At 39.7% G+C, this 22,653-nt stretch carries 20 protein-coding genes and 2 pseudogenes; 20 read left to right on the top strand and 2 right to left on the bottom strand.

Annotated elements, in window-relative coordinates; all coding sequences use genetic code 11:
* From ACE1TI_RS17215 to ACE1TI_RS17135, 17 genes and pseudogenes are all read left to right on the top strand, one after another.
* Positions 1–285: pseudogene (locus ACE1TI_RS17215) on the top strand (thiamine biosynthesis protein MoeB); the annotation flags it as partial.
* Positions 286–318: 33 nt separating this feature from the next.
* The gene (locus ACE1TI_RS17210) at positions 319–795 is read left to right on the top strand and encodes a molybdenum cofactor biosynthesis protein MoaE (RefSeq protein ID WP_375008790.1); all 477 of its coding nucleotides are present in this window, start codon (positions 319–321) and stop codon (positions 793–795) included.
* Positions 788–1,021 carry a molybdopterin converting factor subunit 1 gene (moaD, locus tag ACE1TI_RS17205; RefSeq protein ID WP_375008789.1) on the top strand — a complete coding sequence of 78 codons (234 nt, stop codon included), beginning with the start codon at positions 788–790 and terminating at the stop codon, positions 1,019–1,021. Before ACE1TI_RS17210 ends, moaD begins: the two co-directional genes overlap by 8 nt.
* Positions 1,022–1,543: 522 nt before the next feature.
* Positions 1,544–2,650, top strand: a complete 1,107-nt coding sequence (locus ACE1TI_RS17200; RefSeq protein ID WP_375008788.1) for an XdhC family protein — start codon at positions 1,544–1,546, stop codon at positions 2,648–2,650.
* 14 nt (positions 2,651–2,664) lie between these two features.
* Positions 2,665–3,276 (top strand): nucleotidyltransferase family protein, encoded by a 612-nt coding sequence (locus tag ACE1TI_RS17195; RefSeq protein ID WP_375008787.1) that lies wholly within the window; start codon positions 2,665–2,667, stop codon positions 3,274–3,276.
* The gene (locus tag ACE1TI_RS17190; RefSeq protein WP_375008786.1) at positions 3,269–5,695 is read left to right on the top strand and encodes a xanthine dehydrogenase family protein molybdopterin-binding subunit; all 2,427 of its coding nucleotides are present in this window, start codon (positions 3,269–3,271) and stop codon (positions 5,693–5,695) included. The genes ACE1TI_RS17195 and ACE1TI_RS17190 overlap by 8 nt, the downstream gene beginning before the upstream one ends.
* On the top strand, positions 5,696–6,151 hold the full coding sequence (locus ACE1TI_RS17185) for an SRPBCC family protein (protein WP_375008785.1): 456 nt from the start codon (positions 5,696–5,698) through the stop codon (positions 6,149–6,151). It begins immediately after the preceding gene.
* 35 nt (positions 6,152–6,186) lie between these two features.
* Positions 6,187–7,068: an FAD binding domain-containing protein gene (locus ACE1TI_RS17180; RefSeq protein ID WP_375008784.1), complete on the top strand. Its 882-nt coding sequence runs from the start codon at positions 6,187–6,189 to the stop codon at positions 7,066–7,068.
* 1 nt (position 7,069) lies between these two features.
* Entirely contained in the window at positions 7,070–7,564 is a 495-nt protein-coding gene (locus ACE1TI_RS17175; protein ID WP_375008783.1) for a (2Fe-2S)-binding protein, read from the top strand.
* Between the two features lie 15 nt (positions 7,565–7,579).
* Positions 7,580–9,139, top strand: a complete 1,560-nt coding sequence (locus ACE1TI_RS17170) for a class I adenylate-forming enzyme family protein (protein WP_375008782.1) — start codon at positions 7,580–7,582, stop codon at positions 9,137–9,139.
* Positions 9,139–9,942, top strand: a complete 804-nt coding sequence (locus ACE1TI_RS17165) for an enoyl-CoA hydratase/isomerase family protein (RefSeq protein ID WP_375008781.1) — start codon at positions 9,139–9,141, stop codon at positions 9,940–9,942. The genes ACE1TI_RS17170 and ACE1TI_RS17165 overlap by 1 nt, the downstream gene beginning before the upstream one ends.
* Positions 9,943–10,006: 64 nt before the next feature.
* A complete protein-coding gene (locus ACE1TI_RS17160) occupies positions 10,007–10,810 on the top strand; it encodes an enoyl-CoA hydratase/isomerase family protein (protein ID WP_375008780.1) in 804 nt (267 codons plus the stop codon).
* A gap of 152 nt (positions 10,811–10,962) precedes the next feature.
* Positions 10,963–12,192, top strand: a complete 1,230-nt coding sequence (locus ACE1TI_RS17155) for a benzoate/H(+) symporter BenE family transporter (protein ID WP_375008779.1) — start codon at positions 10,963–10,965, stop codon at positions 12,190–12,192.
* A 189-nt stretch (positions 12,193–12,381) separates the two neighbouring features.
* Positions 12,382–13,914 (top strand): class I adenylate-forming enzyme family protein, encoded by a 1,533-nt coding sequence (locus ACE1TI_RS17150; RefSeq protein WP_375008778.1) that lies wholly within the window; start codon positions 12,382–12,384, stop codon positions 13,912–13,914.
* A 92-nt stretch (positions 13,915–14,006) separates the two neighbouring features.
* Positions 14,007–14,951 carry a helix-turn-helix domain-containing protein gene (locus tag ACE1TI_RS17145; protein WP_375008777.1) on the top strand — a complete coding sequence of 315 codons (945 nt, stop codon included), beginning with the start codon at positions 14,007–14,009 and terminating at the stop codon, positions 14,949–14,951.
* Positions 14,952–15,119: 168 nt separating this feature from the next.
* Positions 15,120–16,217: an NAD(P)-dependent alcohol dehydrogenase gene (locus tag ACE1TI_RS17140; protein ID WP_375008776.1), complete on the top strand. Its 1,098-nt coding sequence runs from the start codon at positions 15,120–15,122 to the stop codon at positions 16,215–16,217.
* A gap of 21 nt (positions 16,218–16,238) precedes the next feature.
* Positions 16,239–17,708 (top strand): aldehyde dehydrogenase family protein, encoded by a 1,470-nt coding sequence (locus ACE1TI_RS17135; protein WP_375008775.1) that lies wholly within the window; start codon positions 16,239–16,241, stop codon positions 17,706–17,708.
* Positions 17,709–17,888: 180 nt separating this feature from the next.
* On the opposite strand, the pseudogene ACE1TI_RS17130 reads toward ACE1TI_RS17135, so the two are convergent.
* Positions 17,889–18,057, bottom strand: a pseudogene (locus ACE1TI_RS17130) (IS3 family transposase); the annotation flags it as partial.
* A 303-nt stretch (positions 18,058–18,360) separates the two neighbouring features.
* Between ACE1TI_RS17130 and ACE1TI_RS17125 the strand changes: the two are divergent.
* Positions 18,361–18,630, top strand: coding sequence for a cupin domain-containing protein (locus ACE1TI_RS17125; protein ID WP_375008774.1), 270 nt, complete (start codon positions 18,361–18,363; stop codon positions 18,628–18,630).
* Positions 18,631–18,778: 148 nt separating this feature from the next.
* Here the strand turns inward: ACE1TI_RS17125 and ACE1TI_RS17120 are convergent, their stop codons facing one another.
* Positions 18,779–20,080 carry a purine/pyrimidine permease gene (locus ACE1TI_RS17120; protein ID WP_375008773.1) on the bottom strand — a complete coding sequence of 434 codons (1,302 nt, stop codon included), beginning with the start codon at positions 20,078–20,080 and terminating at the stop codon, positions 18,779–18,781.
* A gap of 381 nt (positions 20,081–20,461) precedes the next feature.
* On the opposite strand from ACE1TI_RS17120, the gene ACE1TI_RS17115 reads away from it, so the two are divergent.
* Positions 20,462–21,451, top strand: coding sequence for a LacI family DNA-binding transcriptional regulator (locus ACE1TI_RS17115; RefSeq protein WP_375008791.1), 990 nt, complete (start codon positions 20,462–20,464; stop codon positions 21,449–21,451).
* 18 nt (positions 21,452–21,469) lie between these two features.
* Entirely contained in the window at positions 21,470–22,651 is a 1,182-nt protein-coding gene (locus tag ACE1TI_RS17110; RefSeq protein ID WP_375008772.1) for a thiolase family protein, read from the top strand.
* Positions 22,652–22,653 lie beyond the last annotated feature (2 nt).

Genomic DNA, 22,653 nt, shown 5'->3' with positions numbered 1-22,653 from the left:
TACCTGTACTTAGTGAACGAACAGGACACAAAGCTTGAAGTTTTATGCGGACGAAACACCGTCCAAATTCGTCCCTCTGAAAAACAAGAGTATGATTTTAACAACCTGGAGAGCGAGCTTAGTGAATTCGGTAAAGTACGTAAAAACAGCTATCTTCTCATTTGCAAGCTAAGCGACTGCCGGCTCGCCGTTTTTCAGGACGGCCGGGTGCTTGTCCATGGAACAAAAGAAATAAACAAAGCCAAAGATTTATACCACCGCTTTATCGCAAAAGAAAAGGAGTAGAGATGATATATATTTTCAAAAGGTGGGAAAGAGATGAGTGAAAATAAACGCTTTGAGGTGACGGATCATCCTATTTCCATAGAGGATGTCATTCAGAAAGTCAAGCGCCGTGAATGTGGAGCGATTACGACCTTTATCGGCACCGTCCGTGAATTTACACATGGTAAACGAACATTAAGGTTGGAGTACCAGGCCTATAAAGATATGGCTGAAAAAATGCTCGCACAGATTGATAAGGAAGTACAAGAAAAATGGCCGGATACGAGGAGCGCGATCACTCACCAAACTGGCACATTAGAAATATCAGACGCGGCTGTCGTGATCGCCGTATCCTCCCCTCACCGAAAATCTGCTTACGAGGCCAATGAGTACATCATTGAGCGTATCAAAGAGATCGTGCCTATATGGAAAAAAGAGCATTGGGATGATGGCTCAGCCTGGATCGGGGATCAGTTAGAAAACACTCCCTATCCGGAAGGAAAACCCCCGAAAGGAGCAAGCAATGATTAAAGTGTTGTTTTTTGCCCGGCTGCAAGAAGAAACCAGAAAGAACAGTTTGGAAATAGAAAAAGCTGGTGTAACAATAGACCAATTAAAGCAATGGCTTGAAGAAGAACATGGCTTATCTTCTCTTGATCATACGATGGCAGCAGTAAATGAAGAGTATGCTGATGGATCGGAAGTGCTTGAAGAGGGAGATACGGTTGCTTTGATTCCGCCAGTAAGCGGCGGGTAGGATTGAAGTATCACTCAAAGCGCATTTCCGTAATGATTTGAAATAACGGGCCCTTTAGGCCAACTAGACTATAGCTCATAATATCTTCTAACTTCTTGATCCATAAAAAAACACGCTGAATGACTAATCCTAATAAGTTGTTCAGCGTGTTTTTTTATGGGGCGAATCAATTATTCATAAAAATAACTTGTATAAGTAAATCGCAACTTTCAATATTTTGCTTTTAATTTTTTAGATAAAGCGAATTATCCTGATCAAAAGCTTCTTACAGAATATTTCTTATATAAATGAAAGTTTAAAAAATTATTAAAATGCCGATTGAAGTTTTGGCAAGACACGTAATATAAATTGAGGGAAAACCCGAGAAGAATAGGCTTAAGACCACAAAATAAAACTTTTATTATTTTTAAAATCCTTGTCGAAAAAAGCAAAATAATGAAAATGGAATAAAGTGAATTTTAAAACAATTACATCAAAACTATTTATATAATCCACTTATAACCGTTAAATGAGGTGAATATTATGCTTCATCTTATAAATGAACTAGAACATTGCTGGCTTCACAAAGAAAAAGCAGTAATTGCCACTATTATAAATACGGAAGGTTCAACATACCGTCAGACTGGAGCTAAAAGTATTTTTTATGAAAACGGAAATATAATTGGCGTTTTAAGTGGGGGGTGTGTAGAAGGAGATATATTTGAATATTGTAAGACAGTTATGAGAACTGGAGAACCTCAAATTATAAATTATGATTTAAGAGACGAGGATGCTTTATGGGGGTTAGGAGTTGGATGTGACGGAGGACTCACCATATTTCTCCAATTGTTTGACCCGGAAAAAAATCCTTTGGTCGCTCACAACATTCTACTCACTTATCGTAAATCATTAACGAGTCCCGAGCCCTATAGACTTGTTACTGTGACAAGATCAGGAGAAGAAGAAAAAATATCTGCGGGCAGTGTGTGGGACTATAACGATTTTATGGAAGAAACCGACCCTTCAAAGGTGGAGGATTATACATTATTTAAAATAAAAGCGCTTTCTAAAGAAGAGGGGAAACCGTTTCCAGTTGAATGTTTTATGGAAACTATACAACCTACTCCAAAAATTGTAATTTTTGGAGCAGGATCCGATGCCGTTCCAGTTACTCAATTAGCAAAAAATTTGGGGTGGCATGTGAGTTTGGTTGACCATCGTCCTGAATACTTGACGAGAGAAAAGTTTCCACATATAGACCGTTTCGTGCATATTTCTTCTCCAGGTGATATGGAAACATTGGACTTTGAGGGAGATGTGTCCGTTGTCATCATGTCTCATCATTTTGAAAAAGATTTGTTTTATTTAGAGAAAATGTTATCAAAAAATCTAACATATCTTGGGGTTTTGGGAGCTAGACAACGAACAAGAAGATTAATGGAATCGCTAGAAAGACAAGGAACAACTTTTCCAAGCGATATGAGCAATTTGCATTATCCGGTGGGGCTTGATGTCGGTGCAGAAACTCCAGAGGAAATTGCGTTAAGCATTCTAGCCGAAATGTTAAAAGTGAAAAACGGTCGTAACGGTTCATCTCTTCATTTGAAGGCAGGTTCCATTCACGGACAAAAAATGAAAGTGCTTTCATGAAAAGGTTTTAAAAGATGAATAAAAAAACAAAAATTTGGTTGGTTGTATTAGCGGCGGGATTCTCTACGAGGATGGGAGCACAAAAGCTTTTATTTCCCGCTCCTAAAGAAAGCATGTTAAGAATGGTTGTTAAAACAGCATGTAACAGTAAAGCTGATGGAATAGTTGTTGTGCTCAATCCACATTTCCCATTATTAGAAAATGAGTTGAAGGATTTGGATGTAAAAGTTGTTTGGAATAGTGAAGCTGCATCAGGAATGAGTACTTCCTTAAAGAAAGGAATAGATAACTTGCCAAAAGGTATCGACGCAGCAGGTATTTTACTTGGTGATCAACCTGGTATGAAAGAAGAAGTGATAAATGACCTCATTAGCCATTACACAAAAGAACGTGTTGTTATCAGTCAGCCAGCCTATGACGGAATTCCAAATCATCCAGTACTTTTTGATAAAACATTGTTTAAAGATTTAAAAAAAGTAAGTGGAGATAAAGGAGGCAGAATGGTAATAGAAAATAACAAAAAAGATCGCCGCTTGTTGCATAAAAAAGGATTTAAACTGCATGACATTGATACAAAGCAAGACTATGAACGTTATGTTCTAAAAGAGGTGTTCAAAAATGACTGATAGAATTGGACATTCTATGCGCAGGGTAGAAGATGCACGATTAATGTCAGGTGAAGGAAGTTATGTTGATGACTTAGAGCCTTTCGCTAATATTCATCACGCAGCGATTTTGCGCAGTCCGTATGCCCATGCAAACATTAAAAAAATCAATACCGAACAAGCCTTAAAGATGGAGGGGGTTGTGGACGTACTAACCGGAGAAGATATTTTAGAACATACAAAACCCTTCCCGGTAGGTGTATCAGAACCTATCCATTATTACCCTGCAGCTGTAGATAAAGTGAGATTTGTAGGAGAGCCTGTAGCTGTAGTAATAGCAAAAGATCGGTATCTCGCTGAAGATGCGTTAGATACGATTAAAGTAGAATATGAACCTCTTGATGCCGTAGTCGACATTGAGGAAGCAATGGAGCATGATGCACCGATTTTACACGAAAATATCGGTACCAATATTGCTAACCAGCGATTCTATGATTATGGGGATTCAGAAAAAGCTTTTGAAGAAGCGGATATGGTCATAAGCCATAAATTTCACTTTCCAAAATATAGTGCTACTCCCGTAGAAAATTATGGAGTTATCGCAGATTATACATCTAGTGAAAATCAATATACCGTATGGGCTAACTTCCATGGCCCGTTTACTTTACACACTGTGATGTCAGCCGCATTAAATGTTCCAAGTAACCAACTGCGGTTGATGGTACCAAAAGATATCGGCGGAAGTTATGGAATTAAATCCGGTATGTTTCCGTATATCGTTTTAATGGCTGTAGCTGCCAGAAAAGCAGGAGTGCCAGTGAAATGGACGGAAGATCGACAAGAGAACTTGATGGCCAGTTCTAGTGGAACAGACAGAGTGACCTGGATAGATGCAGCTGTAAATAATGATGGTACGATTCTTGGAATGAAAATGAAAATGGTAGACAACGTTGGCGGATATATAAGGGCCCCTGAACCAGCGAGTTTATACCGAACGCATTCTAATACGCTTGGACCTTATAAAATAAAAAACTTACAGATGGAAACAGTCGCTGTTATGACAAATAAAAGTCCTACTGGACTCATACGAGGGTACGGAGGACAACAGCTGTATTTTCCGCTTGAGCGCATGATGCAGCACATTGCAAAAAAGTTGGATATCGATGCAGTCGATTTAGTAGAGAAAAACTTAATTCCTTCCGATGCTTTTCCGTATGAGACTCCTTCTGGGGGCATTTATGACAGTGGTAATTATCAGAAAGCCTTGAAAACGGCCCTGGACACAGCTCAATATAACGAATTTAGAAAGAAACAAAAAGAAGCGTGGAAGAAGGGAAAGTATCTTGGTATCGGTTTAGCAGCGATTGTGGAACCTTCGGGGTCTAACATGGGTTATGTCACGGTCGCTCTAACGCCAGAAGAGCGTCAACAGTCTCTGCCTAAATCAGGATGTGCAGAAGGAGCTACTGTCAGTATTGATCCACGAGGAAGTGTTACGGTCAGAATCAGCACAGTACCATCGGGACAAGGTCATGAAACGGTAGCTGCACAAATTGTTAGTGAAGTGTTAAATGTGGAACCAGAAGCAGTAAAAGTAATTGCTGAGATGGACACTGCCACAAACCCTTGGTCCGTTGCTTCAGGAAGTTATTCCAGCCGCTTTGCTCCCATTGGGTCAAGTGCTATATACCAAGCTGCTCAAAAAGTTCGTAATAAATTGCTTCGTATTGCGGGACACCAACTTGGTGAGTCTTCACAAAACTTAACCATTAAAAATGGCCGGGCCGTAGCAGAAGAAGATGAAACAAAACAAGTGAGCTTAAAAAGGTTGATAGGTACAGCGCATTGGAACCCGACAGATTTGCCAGAAGGCATGGAACCAGGCATGCACGAATCTGCGTTTTATACAATTTCAGCAGCTAAGGCACCTGCACATGACGATACAGTGAATGGATCTGTAACGTATGGTTTTGTTGCAGATGTAGTTACCGTGGAAGTAGACCCTGATACAGGACATGTAGACATTTTAGATTATGTGACTGTACATGATGCAGGTAAATTGCTCAACCCTACTATAGCAAATGGACAAATATTAGGGGGACTGGCGCACGGACTTGGCGGAGCTATGTTTGAAGAGCTGGCATATGACAGTAATGGACAACTGCAAAGCGGCAGTTTTATGGATTACCTTTGTCCTACTGCTACAGAGATTCCAAACATTACAATCGAACATCAAGAAACACCTTCTCCGCTCACCCCTTTAGGAGCTAAAGGTTTAGGTGAAGGAAACACTATGAGTGCTCCATCAGTCATAGCAAATGCAGTAACGGATGCTTTGACGCCCTTTGACATTATGATAGATGACCTTCCTCTTTCCCCAGATAGAATATGGAGAAAGATTCAAGAAAAAAAACGAGCTGTTGTAAAGGAGGAATACTAAATGGAAGGCAAAGGCGAAATCAAATTACCAGGTAACAAGGAAGAGGTATTTAACCAATTAATGGATCCTGACGTTTTGGAAAAATGCATTATGGGATGCAAAGACTTAGAAAAAATGGAGGAAAACAAATATAAGGCCGACCTTTCCGTAGGTATTGCGTCTGTTAAAGGAAAATATGACGCAACCATAACATTAACGAATGTGGAGGAACCAAACCACTACACTCTTATTGTGCATGGGGAAGGCAACCCAGGAATTGTGGATGCAGAAGGAAATATTCATTTAGAATCTGATGGAGCTAATGAAACGTTACTTCATTATACGTATACAGCTGACGTGAAAGGAAAAGTGGCATCTATTGGGCAGCGTATGCTCGGTGGAGTTGCCAAGTTAATTATAAATGACTTTTTTAAGAAAGCTAAAAAAGAATTACAAAGGCAGCAGTCCGCTTCCTAGTATTGGCGATTACCGTTCAAAAAGGAGTGAGAGAAGTGAAACCGGCTCAATTTGACTATTTCCGTCCATCAACAGTAAAAGAAACATTAGAGCTTTTAACCGATTATGGAGATGAAGGAAAAATTCTTGCGGGAGGGCAAAGTTTTATCCCTATATTGAATATGAGGATGTCAGAACCGGAGTGTCTGATAGATATTAACCATTTAAAAGAATTAGATTATATAAAACTGGAGGAAGGTTATTTAAAAATAGGTGCTCTCACGCGCCAAAGCGATTTAGAGAAATCTGAATTAGCAGCAAATAATGTTCCGATTCTTAGAGAAGCCTCTAGATTTATCGGTCATTCTCAGACAAGAAACCGCGGGACAGTAGGGGGAAGCCTGGTTCACGCCGATCCCAGTGCAGAACTTCCTCTTACTCTCTTAACTCTAGGTGCAAAAGTGATTATTTCGAATGCAGATGAAGAAAGAGAAGCTCCTTTGGATGAATTTTTTCTAACTTATTTGACAACAGATATGATGCCTGATGAATTGCTGACAGCTATTCATATACCGATAGATTCCATTCCAAAAGGATACGCTTTTGAAGAATTCAGCCGCAGGCATGGAGACTTTGCTCTAGTTGCTGCAGCTAGCATGCTTGATGTTGACGAAGACGGAAACATTTTAGGTGGAACAATAGCAGCAGGAGGTATTGATGCTGTTCCCTTGTTGGCAGAAGAAGACGATTTCAATCTATTAATAGGACAAAAATTAACCGAACAAGGGATAAAAGAAGTCGTACAAAAAATGGTAGAGAAAGCCGAGCCGGATTCTGATTTACATGCGTCAGCAGAATATCGAATAAATTTAGCAGAAGTTTTAATAAAAAAATCCTTGCACAAAGCTTATCAAAGAGCAATTGAAAGTGGGGAGTAACATGATCAAAAAAGTAGAGAGCAAGGAAAAAATGAAGATACAAACGATGATAAATGGAAAATCTCACGAAAAAGAAGTAGAACCGCGCAAGCTGCTTAGTGATTTTTTACGGGAGGATGTTGGGTTGACAGGTACACACGTTGGATGTGAACACGGAGTGTGCGGAGCCTGTACTGTTTTACTGGATGGAAAAGCAGTTAGAAGCTGCCTTATATTTGCTGTTCAAGCTGATGAAACAAAGATCGAAACCGTAGAAGGGCTAGATAATAATGAGACCGGGCGTTCACTGAAAGAGGCTTTCTCAAAACATCATGCGCTTCAGTGCGGTTTTTGCACACCTGGAATTTTAATGTCTAGTGTGGAGTTTTTAAATGAAAATTCTCAACCAGAGAAGCAAGAGATTAAAGAAATGTTATCCGGTCACTTGTGCCGTTGTACTGGATATACAGGTATCGTTGAAGCTGTTCAACAATCAACCGATGGCAATTCTGAATAAGGAAGGTGAAGATCTTTGAATTTAGGTTCCCTTTTTGAGTTTGCTGTCTCCAGATATCCTTTATCAACAGCAATCGTAGAAGAGGATACTCGTTATAGTTATCAAGAAATGGACCAAATGACAAACCGATTAGCTTTTGGTTTACAACATTTGGGCGTGGAACAGGGAGACAGGGTTATTACTCTAATAAAAAACCGAAAAGAAATGGTTGCCCTTTATTGGGCTATTCAAAAAATTGGAGCCGTTTTCACTCCTATTAACTATAGATTATCAGCGGATGAAGTAAAGTATTGTGTGCAAAACGCTGAAGCGAAGATGGTGGTTTATGAACAAGTTAGTGAAGAAGCGGTGATGAAAGCGACCGAGCAAAATAAGCCATTGCTAATGAGTATTCACGACGATTCCAAAGCAGATACCACTTATCAGAAGGTAATCTCACAGAAAAATGAAAATTTCAAGAAACCTGTAATATCAGAGAAGGATTACTGCCTTATGCTTTACACCTCAGGCACGACTGGAAAACCTAAAGGAGTCCCGCGCACACATAAAAACGAGTATGGTGCAGCTATAGCTCATATTATTCAAAATAAATATGAACAAAAAGAAAGTACTCTTGGTATTATGCCGCTTTATCACACGATGGGAATGCGCTCGCTTTTATCGATGGCATTTTTAAATGGAAAACTGGCTATGATCCCAGATTTTGAACCAAAAAAAGTGTTAGAAGTAGTAGAGAAAGAGAAAATATCTAGTGTTTATTTAGTCCCAACGATTATTCATGATGTGCTGCATCATCCAGAATATGAAAAATATGATCTGACGTCGTTACGGAAACTTGGTTATGCAGGAGCAGCTATGACCCAAGCACTCACAGAAGAATGCTTTAAAAAGCTATCCCCTGAAGTATTTGTCAACCATTATGGCAGCACAGAAGTATATACTTTCTCCATCTGTGATTACTTAGACAAAAAACCGGGATGTGCTGGTAAAGCTGGGTTTCACCAAAATCTTCGCTTGGTCATTCCTGACCCGGATGGAAACGCTGCACCAGATGACATTGTTGAAAAAGGAGAGCCCGGTGAAATTATTGTAGACACGAGGTCGATTGAAGCTTTTCAAGGATATTGGAGACGAGAAGATGCGACAAAAAAATCTTTGCGTGACGGCTGGTATTTCACCGGCGACATGGGCATCGTAGATTCAGATGGAGACCTATATGTGGTTGGTCGAGTAGATGACATGATAATTTCTGGCGGTGAAAATATTCATCCACTCGAAGTAGAAGATATATTGTCTGCACATCCACATGTTTCTGAAGCAGCAGTGGTCGGATTGCAGGATGATCGATGGGGTGAAAAAGTAGTGGCGTTTATTGTAGCTAACAATGCCTCTGTAACAGCAGAAACATTAGATAATTATTGCAAAGATAATGCTGCTTTATCTAATTTCAAGCGTCCCAGAGACTATGTATTTTTATCAGAAATCCCCAAAAGCGCAGTAGGAAAAGTGTTACGTGCAAAATTAAAAAACGGGGAGTACAAAAAAGCAGAGGACTCAGAGGAAGGTGTCATGTAATGTCAGAAAATAATGTACTTTCAGAACAAAAGTGGGACCACATTAGGGTGGAAAAGAATGAAGAACGGCAGACGGCAACTATTATATTAGATCGCCCGGAGAAAATGAATACAGTCAGTTATATAGCACGAGCACATTTTAATGAAATATTTCAGAATTTAAATCAAGACGAAGATGTCCGTGTCATTGTTATAAAAGGAGCAGGAGAAAAAGCGTTCACTTCAGGCGGCACTATTAAACAATTTTTAGACCGTCACCCAGAAGAGTTATCGGTGCTGCATGAAAATGTGGCAGCGCCTGAACGTTCGCCCAAACCAGTCATTGCTCAATTACAGGGATACACGTTTGGAGTTGGTTTAGAAATTGCGATGACTTGTGACTTTCGAGTAGCAGCGGATAACACAAAATTAGGACTGCCAGAAATGAATTTAGGGATGATACCAGGAAGCGGGGGAACCCAGCGAATTGCAAAAATTGCCGGGGTCGGGCGAGCAAAAGATATGATTATGCGAGCCCGCCGCATTGAAGCAGAAGAAGCAAAGGAGTGGGGATTGCTGACAGAAGTGGTGCCCCATAGCGAATTAGACAAGGCCGTAGATAATCTTGTAGATGAATTAGTACGCTTCTCGCCATTAGCCCAAAAAGTAGCAAAACGCATACTCAACTCTTCTCAGGATACCCCGCTAAGCACCGGTTTAGAGCTGGAAGGATATGCGTATGGAATGCTGCGTTCAACCGATGACTTTCGCGAAGGAGTCGATGCTTTCTATGAGAAGCGAAAGGCAAATTTTACAGGAAAATAAGCCGGAAGACACGACAAAAGGTTAAATAAAAAAATGAAAAGGTTAGAGGAAGGTGGAATGTGTCATGTCAGAAAATAACGTACTTACAGAACAAAAATGGGACCACATTAGGGTGGAAAAGAATGAAGAGCAGCAAACAGCTACTATTATATTAGATCGTCCGGAGAAAATGAATACAGTCAGTTATATAGCACGAGCGCACTTCAATGAAATCTTTCACCGATTAAATCAAGATGAAGATGTCCGTGTAATTATCATAAAAGGAGCAGGAGACAAAGCGTTCACCTCAGGCGGCACTATTAAACAATTTTTAGACCGCCACCCGGAAGAGCTGTCGGTATTGCATGAAAACGTGGCAGCACCTGAACGCTCCCCCAAGCCAGTTATTGCTCAATTACAGGGGTACACGTTTGGAGTTGGTTTAGAAATGGCGATGGCTTGTGACTTTCGGGTAGCAGCCGATAACACAAAATTAGGACTGCCAGAAATGAATTTAGGGATGATACCAGGAAGCGGGGGAACCCAGCGAATTGCAAAAATTGCAGGAGTAGGACGTGCAAAAGATATGATTATGCGAGCCCGCCGTATTGGAGCAGAAGAAGCGAAAGAATGGGGGTTGCTGACAGAAGTGGTGCCCCACAGCGAATTAGACCAGGCGGTAAATAATCTGGTAGAAGAACTAGTACGCTTCTCGCCATTGGCTCAAAGAGTATCTAAGCGCATACTTAACTCTTCCCAGGATACCCCGCTAAGCACCGGTTTAGAATTGGAAGGATATGCGTATGGAATGTTGCGTTCAACGGATGACTTCCGTGAAGGAGTCAATGCTTTCTATGATAAAAGAAAAGCGGACTTTACCGGGAAGTAATTAACAAAGCATTGGAATTGAAAACAAAAATGTTAAGAGGTTTATTGTTGAAGGGTCTATTATGACCCTTTTACATTCATATTTACATTTAAGCGATCACATTGAATAAAAATTCTGTTTATTCAGATAATTAACTGTATAGGAGGGATTAAATGACTGAACGTAAATCAGTACTTAAGTCGATGAATGTAAATACGATTAGTGCTGGTGTTCTCGCAGCAATTTTTGGATGTACAGGTCCAGCTTTAATTGTAATGGGAGGCGCTCAAAATGGAGGATTAACTGAAGTCCAAACGATTTCGTGGCTTTTCGCTATTTACTTTTTCGGAGGTTTATTAGGTATTATTTTGTCGATACGTTACAGACAACCGATAGCTGGTGCTTATACTATCCCTGGTGCTGTTCTTGTAGCAGGTGCTCTATCAAATTATTCCTTAAATGAAGCAGCAGGTGCTTACCTTGTTACAGGACTTATTGTATTTGTGTTAGGAATAAGTGGTCTTATTAGTAAGGTGATGAACTGGATTCCTGTACCTATCGTTATGGCAATGATAGCAGGGGCTATGATTTCATTTGGAACAGATATGATTCTTTCTATTGAAGAAGCTCCGCTTATTGCGGGATCAGCGATATTGGTTTATTTACTATCTTCCGTTTTGATAAAAAAACTACCTCCTATTTTACCTGCATTTATGGTTGCAGCTATTCTAGCAGTTTCAATGAATCAATTTGTAATGGGAGATATGGAACCAAGTTTTATTGTTCCGCAATTAGTTCTTCCTGTATTTAGTTTGGATGCAATCATTTCTATTTCTATTCCACTTGCGATACTTGTTATCGGTGCAGAAAATGCTCAGGCAACCGGTGTATTGATTACACAAGGATATAAGCCTCCGGTAACTGCTATGACCTTATTAAGTGGAATTGGAGGAATGATAACCTCTTTCTTCGGTGGCCACAATGCTAATGTCGCAGGGCCGATGACAGCAATTTGCGCATCGGAAGAAGCTGGAAGAGACAAACAAGCTCGTTATTCATCCGTATTTGTAAATGGTGTCATATTTGCTGCTTTTGGTTTATTCGCTGGAATAGCTGTTCCTTTTGTCACTGCGATGCCGGGTGTATTAATCGGCACGATAGCAGGACTTGCTATGATTGGTGTTCTTTTAAACTCTCTTCAATCTGCTTTTTCAAAAACGAAATTTCAAATTGGGTCTTTCTTTGCCCTTATCATTGGAATATCGGAAATTAACTTTTTAGATATCAGTTCTCCTTTCTGGGCAATAATTGGTGGTGTCATTGTGTCTCTTATTATGGAAAGAAAAGATTTTAGGATAATTAAAGAAAAGCGGACCAGAGAACAACAAATTGAACCTGCATAATACAAATACTAAATGGGAAGTAACAAAAATTTCGAAATGGTTTGAGTACAGTGCAAGACGCTAGAATTTAAAATTGATAAAATGAAATGAGGGAAGCTATAAAAATACGGTAAAGGCGTTTTTTAGTTAAATTTTCTAAGCGTCTGCTTGCCTGAGGTATGCTAAACTTCTGTTAAGGAGTGAGAAATCTTGCATTTAACTGACCTTTTCGAATCTACTGTTAATAGATCCTCTAATCAATATGCAATTTTTCAAGGAGACAAGTGTTATACATTTTCAGAAATAAATGAAAAAGCAAATCGAGCTGCGTCATCCATGCAAAGGCTAGGAGTAGGGAAGCAAGACAGGATAATGGTCTTGTTAAAAAACAGGGTAGAAAATATTGTTTTGTTCTGGGCTGCTCAAAAAATTGGAGCTATTTATGTTCCGATTAATTTGAGGATGTCCTTAGAGTATATTCAATATTGTATAAACGATGTGGAAGCTAAAATGATTATTTTTGAAGAAGCCAGTCGATATCTATTAAAACCAGACCACTTGAAACATAAACCTATAATAGTAAGTTTGCAAGGTATAGCAGATTTAAGCTATGAAGAATTGGTTAAAAATAATTCTTTGAGTTTCAATATTCCAAGGAAAAATGCGGATGATTTATCTACTATTCTTTATACGTCTGGTACCACAGGAAAGCCAAAAGGAGTTCCTCGTTCTCATAAAAATGAATACGCTTCCACAATGGCTCATATTGTCCAAAATCGCTATGTTGTCCAAGATTCAACACTTGGAGCAGTTCCTTTATACCACACAATGGGTTTGCGTTCTCTTCTATCTATGGCTATTTTAGATGGAGAATGCCATACCATGCTAGATTTTGATCCGGTTGAAGCATCGGAAATTATCAGTAAACAAAGGATTAGTTGCTTGTACTTATTGCCAACCATGTATCATGACCTTATTTATCGTTCGAAAATAGAAAATCTGGATGTTTCTTCTGTGAGGGTCCTTACATTTGCTGGTGCCCCAATGTCAAAAGAAATAATAGAGAAATGTAACGAAATATTTAAGCCTCAAGAATTTATTAATCATTATGGAAGTACGGAAATATATACTTTTACTACTTCAAATAATGTGAAAAACAAGCCTTGGAGTGCTGGGAAGCCAGGAATACATCAAAACATTCGATTAGTCGCTATAAATAAACAAGGAAAGAGTAACCCTTCAGATGTAGTAAATGATGGAGAAGTTGGTGAAATAATAGTGAACATAAATTCAGCTGAAGCCTTTAAAGGATATTGGAATCGCCCAGATGTTACAAATCATGCTATAAATGGCGGCTGGTATTATACTGGTGATTTAGGGAAGTTGGATGAAAAAGGTGATTTAACAGTGGTTGGAAGAGTGGATGAAATGATCCTGTCGAATAGTGAAAACATACATCCGCAAGAAATTGAAACCTTTTTATCAAACCATCCTTTAGTAAAAGAAGCAGCCGTAATTGGAGAAAAAGATGAGAGATTTGGCCAAATAGTAGTTGCTTTCATAGTCCCGGAGAAAAACAATGTAACTGTTCAAGACCTTGATCAATATTGTAAAGAAAGCTCCAGTTTATCAAACGATACGCGGCCAAGAAAATATATTTTTATCTCTGAAATCCCATTAAATAGGGCAGGGAAAGTTGATCGATTAGGATTAGTTCAGGGCCGTTACGCTGAGGTAGAATAAAATCTTTTGGCGGTAAAATATTAATGGTAATATTTTATAATTTCATATATAAACACTTTGAGCAATGTTGGACAAGCAAAAGCAGAGGCTTGGTGATTATAGTTGGAAAACATAGAATTTTAAGTGTAAAGCGTATTTATTTTTGGTGGCGTTTACAAAAAGACCTTAACAAATGCCATTACTTAACAATTATTGGAATACTACCTATGATCGAAGGTGGTAAATGGGAGGTGAAGGAATTGTCTCAACTATTAATAATAGATGATGATATGGATAACTGCCAGAAAATAAGAACGATTGTAGAAGATAGTCCGTATAAAGATTTAGAAATATTTGAAGCAGCTACAGCTAAACAAGGTTTAATGATTTTAAAGAAAAAGCAACCGTTAATAACAATCCTTGACCTTTCACTGCCAGATAGTAATGGTATAGACACAGGAGAAGAAATTCTTGCAACATATCCACATATTTCCATTGTCGTTACGACTCACCTTAAAATGTTTCAACCTGTGCAGGATAGCATAAATGCCGGTTTTTCAGCCTTTCATCTTAAACCAATTTCTAAGAGTGACTTATTAGGCACATTTGATCGCCTATTTGCTGCTGAGTTGGTTAAAGAAAGCAAACAGGTTTTAGAAATACAAGGAAGTATGAATTCTTTTGAAACCGATTTCGCAAGCCCAATTCAAACTGCCATTGACTATATCCAATTAAATTATCACAGACCAATTACTTTGCAAGAAGTTTCAGATATGGTTTATTTAAGCCCTTCTCATTTTAGCCGAATGTTTAAAGATGAAACAAAAACGACTTTCATCGAGTATTTAACAGAGATAAGAATCGAGAAATCTAAGCACTTTTTAAAATTCACTTCTTTGCCAATAGAAGTGATTGCGCACAATATTGGTTTCTCAAGTGCTGGTTATTTTTCAACCACTTTTAAACGTTTAGAAGGGAAAACACCCAGAGAATACCGCAATATGTTTACTAATTTTATAGAAAAACCTTATTCCAGTTTAAAGGATATAGGTATCTAAATAAGCTACTCGCAGTGTTAGCAAATAGAATTTAAAGGAATTTCTTTCATTCATTTCATTTATGCACCTCAAAAATTTCAAAGATAATAAAGTGATAATTTAAAACTTTAATATATTTTATTTGTTATCATTGATACTGTAAACGCTTACAACTAACGGAGGGGTACTATGCTAAACACTAAAGCGGCTGTGACTCATGGTAAAGGTGAACCATTCAATATCGAAGACGTCATGATAGATGATCCAAAAAACGGAGAGGTGCTTGTACGTATTCAAGCTGCTGGGATATGTCATACTGATTTGATTGTAAGAGATCAATATTATCCTGTTCCTTTGCCAGTTGTATTGGGTCATGAGGGTTCAGGTATAGTCGAAAAAGTAGGAGATGGAGTTACCAGCGTAAAGCCTGGTGACCATGTAGTTATGTCATATAGTTCTTGCGGGGATTGTGTCAATTGCCAAAGCGGAAACCCTTACGCTTGTAAAAAATTTTATGATCTGAACTTTACCGGTACTATGAAAGACGGTTCTTGCAGGTTACACCAGAATGGAAAAGACGTTCATCATTTCTTTGGCCAATCTAGCTTTGCTAATTATTCCATCCTCTCAGAAAGAAATGTTGTGAAAGTTCCCAAAGACGTTCCACTTGATTTATTAGGGCCATTAGGGTGCGGAATCCAAACGGGAAGTGGAGCTGTCCTCAATAAATTAAAACCAAAATCTGGATCTAATATTGTCATTTTTGGATGTGGAGCAGTAGGTTTAAGTGCTGTTATGGCGGCAAAAGTAGCAAACTGTACAACGATCATTGCAGTAGACATTAATGAAAGCCGTTTAGAATTAGCAAAAGAACTTGGTGCCACTAACACCATCAATCCAAAACATGTAAATACAGTAGAAGAAATTAAAAGAATGACAGGAGGTGGTGTGAATTATTCAATCGAAACCACAAGCCGTCCTGAAGTTTTACGTCAAGCTGTTGATTGTCTAGCGACATTAGGAGAATCCGTTGTCATTGGTGCTCCACCTGTTGGTACCGAAGTGCAATTTGATGTAAATACTATTTTATTTGAAAGATCCGTAAAAGGAGTTTTACTGGGATCCTCTGTTCCTCAAGTATTCATTCCACAATTAATAGAACTGTATAAGCAAGGAAAATTTCCGTTTGACAAATTAATAGAATTTTATGAATGGGAAGACATCAATCAGGCGAGTGAAGATTCAGAATCAGGAATAACGATAAAACCAGTGCTAAAAATTAGTTAACGTTTTAAGGAGGAAAATGAAATGACTGTAAAAACGTATAAATATTCTAATTGGACCAATAACATGATTAATGGTTGGAGAGAAGGATCAAGCGAGAAAATTTGTTCAGTAACAAACCCTTATAATGAAGAGATCTTAACAGAGTTTAAGTTTGCTAGTAAAGATGATATTAATGAGGCCTATCAAGCAGCTGAAAAAGCCCAAAAAAGCTGGACAAACGTTTCTGCACTCGAAAAAGTTAGTATTCTTGAAAAAGCTTCTGATATTATGAAAGACAAGAAAGAAGAACTCATCGAACTTCTTATAGTAGAAACAGGAAGCTCCTATTTAAAAGCAAGTATAGAAGTTGACTGCGCTATTCAGGATATCAAGTTAGCTGCTACTTTTCCATCCATGAATAGAGGGTCAATTCGCCCCTCCTCCATTCCAGGAAAAGAAAACAGAGTCTACCATGACCCTGTAGGCGTTGTTGGCGCCATCACTCCGTGGAACTGGCCCCTGCATTTAACCATGCGTGTTGTTGCACCTGCCATCGCAACTGGAAATGGCATTGTAGTTAAACCAGATCTTCATACACCAATAACTGGCGGACTCATTATTGCCAAAATCTTTGAAGAAGCTGGGCTTCCAACCGGGGTCCTGAACGTAACTGTTGCCGATCTTGAAGAAATCGGTGACTCTTTCGTAGAACACCCCATTCCAAGTGTCATTTCCTTTACTGGTTCAACAGCTGCTGGAAAACATGTAGGATCTCTTGCAGTCAAGAATGTAAAAAAACCCGCTTTAGAACTAGGTGGAAACAATGCGTTTATTGTTTTAGATGATGCTAATCTAGACGAGGCCGTTTCTGCAGCGACGTTCGGTAAATTCATGCATTCTGGGCAAATTTGTATTGCAATTAATCGCATTATAATCGATCGTAAGTTATACGAACCGTTTGTTGAGAAATTTATGGACCAGGCTGAAAATGTTAAAGTAGGGGATCCTCGTGATCATGATACTATTATTGGCCCAATGATCAATCGAAAGCAGGTTGATAGAGCATTAGGCATTATTAACAAAAGTGTTGAGCAAGGAGCTAAGCTGCTTAAAAAAGGAAATGTCGAAGGGAATCTCATGGAGCCTTTTATCCTCGGAGATGTAACCAATGAGATGGAAATTGCCCAAAATGAGGTGTTTGCTCCCGCAGCTTGTATTATTCCTGTTGATAGTGAAGAAGAAGCCATTCAAGCGGCGAATGACACTCCATTTGGTTTAAGCGGTGCCGTTTTTTCAGGTTCACTTGAAAGAGGAATCGAAGTCGCCAAACAGGTCAGGACAGGCATGATTCATGTTAACGATCAAACCATCAATGTCGAACACAATGTTCCGTTTGGCGGAGAAAAGAGTTCAGGTTTAGGTAGATATTGCGGGGAATGGGCATTTGAAGAGTTTACAACGGAAAAATGGATATCTGTACAAAAAAAAGCTAGAGAATTTCCGTTTTCATAATACGCATCAGCTGCATCCAAGTCACTTCCCTAATAAATCTAACAAGCCTCTCAAAAGTTCAGTGAACTTTTGAGAGGCTTGTTTTTAGGGGACGAACAGTGGTTAATTTTATGAAAGTTGGGGAGCAATTTAATAATCTTGAGGGAATAAAATGGTATGTCAACACTAAACTGGACAGATTTATAAACGTTCATATTCAGCAGGAGTTAAGTATTCTAGTGATCCATGAATGCGAATGTTGTTGAACCAATGAACGTAATCAAAAAGTTCGCGATCAAGTTCATTGGTTAGGGAAGCTGCGGCTGTGGATGAACTCTGTTTTGATGGTCTTAAAGGTGGCTTCAGCGACGGTTTTTTATGAGCATAGCAGACCTAACTCATGACAAACTAAAAATGGTTGTAGTAATTAGTTCAGAGATAGATAGAATAGCTAGTATTAAAAATTGAGTGTCTGAGGGCATAAAATATCTCCTTTTCATAATTAACATCTAATTTATCTTTGAGTAATAGAATAATTTTATTCGTTTCAAAAAGGAGCTAGGTTTTTAATATGAAAATTTGTACGGCGAACTACTTTTAGATTAAGACATTTGTAAATTTTATGGATTTTCATAGCAGAATTCTTATCACAAAATTGAAAAAAGTTTAAAAATTGCCAAAATTAAATATACCAAAATTAGGAAGGGAAGATCCGGCCGACGGGTATACGGCCGTATTTATGAATCCATCCACCGGCCAGCCTGCGAACGTGAATATTGCCCCCTGGGTACAACGACTGCCAAAAGGCTTTCACTGTCAGGCCCACCGTCACACGAACAAATCGATTCTTTATATTCACGAAGGCTCTGGGTATAGTGTTATCAACGGCCAAAAGTTCGTGTGGGAAGCAGGAGACTTTTTATCCATCCCAAGCTGGGCATGACATGAGCATGTTAACACCAGATAGAAAGAGACGCATATATTTTCTGTGCATGATACGCCCATTATGGAAACGTTCCGCTTACAGTGGGAAGAAAGCGGATCGGCACAGGAGATCACAACAGATTCTCGTATTTTTTCGGCCCCGTTCCTTATGTAGAATTCTTGCGCTGCTTTCTTCTATCTAAGCCTCGATAAAGCTGTTCAAGGATAAGACAAGTGAGTGTACCGAGAATGAGTCCGTTGTTCGCAAGCGACATGACTATGCTCGGCAAATGTGTGAGTGTTTCCCCAGGAACAAATAAACTTCCAAATCCGATCATGAGAGAAAGCGAGATAATGAAAAGCTCCTGTTCTGTCATTTTCAACGAATAATATTCACGCACTCCGAGGGAGGCGAGGCTTGCAATCGTAATAAAAATAACCGCATAGCCAACCGGGGCAGGGATATTGGCCGCAAAAGACGTAAACACGGGAAAAAAGCTGAGAATGATAACAATGAGACTTCCGATGATAAAAGGAAGGCGCTCCACCGTTTTTGTCGTCAGCAAAAATCCAGCCGTGGCTGATATCGGAACATTGCCAACGGCGGCAAAGATTCCGCTCAACCCCTGATTCACGCCTGTAATAATGCCTGCCCGGTTGTAATCGGGGTTTTCTCTTGTTTTAGTCTGGGCTTCAATAACATTTCCGACCACTTTCATGCTTGCGATCATATTCGTTAACAAAAGCATTGCTGTCATTAAAGCAGTCAGAATCATGCCGCTTGATAGTTCGGGCGGCCCAAAAGCCAGCGGCTCCGGCAGAGAAAACATAGCTGCCGGCGCGGGAGGAGTCTTCGTAAGATTAAGCAAATAGAAGACAATCCAGCCGGTAAGTAAACTAATTAAAATGGAATAACTACGAATAAAAGGAACGCTTGACTTGGACAATAAAATCGTAAAGAGTAAAATGCCAATCGCAGGCCAAGCGACTCGAGGATCCACTCTGTCTGTAAAATAGCCGATCCCTAAAATACCTTGAATAAAAGATCCGCTCAATTGAGAAACAAGAAGAATCAAATATGTACCCGTAACGAGCGGAGTGAATAATTGTTTGATAGCATCAATCCATCGAAAAACACCAGCTATCAGAAAAAGCGCACCACTGATCAGCATCCCCGCTTCGAGCTGACGAAGCGCGCTTTCCCCCGAAAGGCCGCCAGAAGATACGAGGCCGGCGTAGACAATAAAAATGCCCCACCATAATCCCGCCGGACCTTCCATTAGAGGAAGACGGTGGCCAAAAAGCACTTGCAATAAACCGGCGATTCCTAAAACGAATAGCGTCCGCTGCAAGAATGAGGATATCTCAAGAGAAGACATACCGAATGCCTCTCCGATCACAATCGGAACAATAACCGTCCCCGCTAAAATGAAGGCGACCCACTGCAAAGAAGACAGAATAACCTTCACAAGAATCCCCTCCCTTTGTTTTCTATCATCCTTGTACAGTTTATCACGAAAAACCTATGAAAGGTTGTGTGAGGAAAAATTGGAACGACCACAAGTTGAAATGAAACATACGACAGTATGGTCAACATACAAAACCTTACTCCCATTTCTATTAGTAATATTTTGTAAATATTAGGGAATTTCACGAGTGAAAGTTAAATAACAAAAAAATTAAAATTTACTGAAAATAAGGGTAGACAAAATAAAATTTATTCTATACAATCTAGTTAAACGTTTAGCTAAACGTTTAACTATTATTTTCATCCACCTCTTTCATCAAGTTGACAGAATACTTATACTAAGAAAGCAGCGAATATTGCGGAGGTGGTTACGTTGAGTAGTATGAAGGAAGTGGCAAAGAAAGCGAACGTATCGGTGGCAACCGTTTCAGCAGTCATTAATGATAATAAGTTTGTAAGTGAAGAACTCAAAAACAGAATTGAACAAGCTATTATCGAACTGAATTATCGTCCAAACCGGTTCGCTCAAGGATTGAAAGGAAAAAAAACAAAACTGATTGGAGTGACTGTAACAGAGCTGACAAATCCATTTTATCCAAACATGCTAAAACAAGTAGAAGAGCTTTCTTATAAAGATGGCTATAATTTAATCCTCAGCACAACGGGTGATAACGAAGACAAGGAAGCGAAATTGCTGCAGTCTATGATTGATTTAAATGTAGACGGCTTGATCCTTTCTACGATTGACAGTGAGGATTCAAAAATTCTAAAGCTTGTAGAAAAAGCTGACATTCCTTTTGTTCTTATTAACAGAGCTCCTGCTGAATTTAGTCACAATAAAGTAAGTGTGGATTCTTTTAAGGTGGGAAACATCGCCACCGAACATTTAATTTCTTTAGGGCATCACAAAATCGCATTTTTTGGCGGTCAAAGACAAAACAGTATCGAAAGACAAATCGGCTTTCGCCGTACATTAGAAAAACATGGGATCGAACTTGAGGACCGATTCAACATCGATGCCAGCTATGATTTTGAATTAGCATATGAGAAAGCAAAACAACTGCTGACTGAAAAGAATCCGCCAACGGCCGTATTTGCAGCAAGTGATACGATGGCGTATGGCGTTGTAAAGGCATGTATCGACCTTAACATTTCAATCCCTAAAGAGCTTTCGGTGATAGGTTCTGACAATGTGCCATTTTCAGAAGATTTTAGAATTCCACTGACAACGGTCGACGTTCATGGAGAGAGAATGGGAGCACAAGGATTTGAGTTATTACATGAAAATATTGAACAACCTAAAGAATTCAAGCCGCAGCAAATTTCAATAGAGCCATCTCTCGTTATTCGAGAAAGCACGGCTGAAAAATAATAAAAAGGTGGTTTTCACATGAAAGAGGTTGTAATTGTAAGCGCTTCACGTACGGCGGTAGGAACAATGGGGGGAGCTATTAAAGATGTGCATCCTGCAGATCTTGGGGCAGCCGCAATCAATTCCGCTGTTGGAAAAGCTGGAATAGATAAAAACACGATTGATGAAGTTGTGATGGGGTGTGTTGGGCAGGTAGCAGAAAACGCATTTATAGCCAGAATGTGTGCTCTGCGAGCTGGGCTTCCCTCTTCTTCCACTGCCTATACGGTGAACCGTCTCTGTGGTTCTGGTTTGCAGGCCATCAACAGTGCTGCCCAGCAAATCCAAACTGGAAACGCAGATGTGGTGGTTGCAGGTGGAACTGAGAATATGGACTTGCTTCCGTATTACGTTAGAAAAGGCCGCTACGGCTACAGAATGGGACACGCCCAATTAGAGGACGGACTCATAACAGCTCTCACCGATCCTTTTGGCCAATATCACATGGGGGTAACAGCAGAAAATGTAGCGGAGCGCTATAACATTTCCAGAGAAGAACAGGACGAATTTGCTGTTCGAAGTCAGCAGAACGCCATCGAAGCCATAGAAAATGGCTGCTTTGACGAACAGATTGTACCCATCGAGCTGAAAGATAAGAAAGGAAATGTTGACACCTTTGAGGTGGACGAGCATCCGCGTAAAGGAGTAACGGTGGAAAAACTAAGCAAAATGAAGCCGGTATTTAAGGAAAATGGAACCGTCACACCAGCCAACTCATCGGGCATCAACATCGGGGCAGCGGCTCTTGTGGTAATGTCTAGAGAAAAAGCAGAAGAATTGCAAGTGAAACCGCTGGCCGTCATAAAGGAACAGGCAGTGGCAGGCGTGGATCCAGAAGTTATGGGTTATGCCCCAACACCAGCAGTAGAAAAATTAGTCAAGGTCTCAGGAGTGGAACTTAATCAAGTGGATTTAATGGAGCTGAACGAGGCATTTGCTGCTCAGGCGGTAGCGGTTATTCGTGATCTTGATATAAATATGGAGAAAGTGAACGTTAACGGCGGAGCGATCGCTCTAGGACATCCCATTGGAGCCACAGGTTCAATCGTAACAGTCAAGCTTCTTCATGAGCTGCAGCGCAGGGGTCAAAAGCGGGGCATATCCACGATGTGTATCGGTGGAGGCCAGGGAATTGCTACATTATTTGAGATATGTGAATAAAG

It is taken from the genome of Alteribacillus sp. JSM 102045 (assembly GCF_041949975.1).
Lineage (GTDB): Bacteria > Bacillota > Bacilli > Bacillales > Marinococcaceae > Alteribacillus.
This window is presented reverse-complemented; position numbering and strand designations above follow the sequence as displayed.